This window comes from Yersinia sp. 22-579, assembly GCF_030433455.1.
Classification (GTDB): domain Bacteria; phylum Pseudomonadota; class Gammaproteobacteria; order Enterobacterales; family Enterobacteriaceae; genus Yersinia; species Yersinia enterocolitica.
Window position 1 is genome coordinate 1 of sequence record NZ_JAUJTZ010000039.1, and the last position, 1,170, is coordinate 1,170.

Consider the following 1,170-nt stretch of genomic DNA (forward strand, 5'->3'; position numbering starts at 1 on the left):
AAATGGTTTACCCGACTTCAATACGCCATAAGCTAACTGCAACAACTTTTTCATTGCTGCACACACCAGGCACTTACCCCGTTTTCCTTTCTCTTTCAGTCTGTTACATAATGCAGCAACGACCGGATTATATTTCAAGGCCGTGATTGCTGGCATATACAGTGCTTTTCGTAACAGGGCATTGCCTTTCTTCGACAGCTTGGTACTCCCTTTCCAACACCCTGATTCTTTTAGCATCGGATTGAGACCAGCATAGGCAACCAGGGCTTTATTACTGCTAAATCGCGACATATCACCCACATATCCCAAAAGGGTTGTACTGAGTATTTCACCGACTCCCGGTATCGATTCCAGTAAGGCTTGATTCTTTTTCAGGTCTGGATCGTTATCAATATGTTTTTTGATTGCCTGTTCTATTTCTTTAATTTCTTCATCAAGTGCCGCAATCACTTTTTGAATTGAGTCTTGCACTATAGTTTCAGACGTCAGCGCTCTATTTTCTTCCATTCGTTTCATTTCTTTCAGTGTATTCAGTCTGTTAATCAATACTTGTAGTTTTCGTTCGTTGACTGGGACGGGCTTCCATTCAGGTGGCTTATGAAGATGGCAATAGCGTGCAATCATTTTTGCATCGCCTTTATCTGTCTTATTGCGGATAAGTTCGCTCTGACCAAAGGCATGTATGCGTGCCGCATTTTCCACGCTGACTGGATAACCGGCATCGTAGAGATAAGTGGCCAATGGCAAGCTATAAGCACCGGTTGCTTCCATACAGATATGACATGGCCCATAAGGCGCGAGCCACAGTAAGAAAGCGTGAAATCCAGTCGGTGTATTGGCAAACACCTTATTTTTATATTTTTTCCCTTCAATCCAGATAGCGGCATCAAATTTTTTGCTCGCAATATCAATACCAACGGGAGTGAATGCTGTCATTGCAGGAGCCCTCTAGAGAATAAAATAAATCGCCAGGACCTTCCTTATAAAATACGTGCTCGAAGCACAAGATACCGTACGGCCTTTAAGGCGATGAGATATGTCATGGGGGGGTTAATCTAGGTGACAGGCTTAAACCCACGGGCACTCGCAATCTCACCCATGACATCCCGATGATCAGTCGGGGATCATCGATCCTGTGAGGAAAGAGATCAAGATATAAGGGGCGCTCCG

Annotated in this window: 1 protein-coding gene; it reads right to left on the reverse strand. The window is 44.3% G+C overall.

From position 1 onward, the window contains the following. On the reverse strand, positions 1 to 936 hold a 936-nt coding region (locus QSV56_RS21890; protein ID WP_219644527.1), incomplete at its 3' end, for an IS110 family transposase. Positions 937 to 1,170 lie beyond the last annotated feature (234 nt).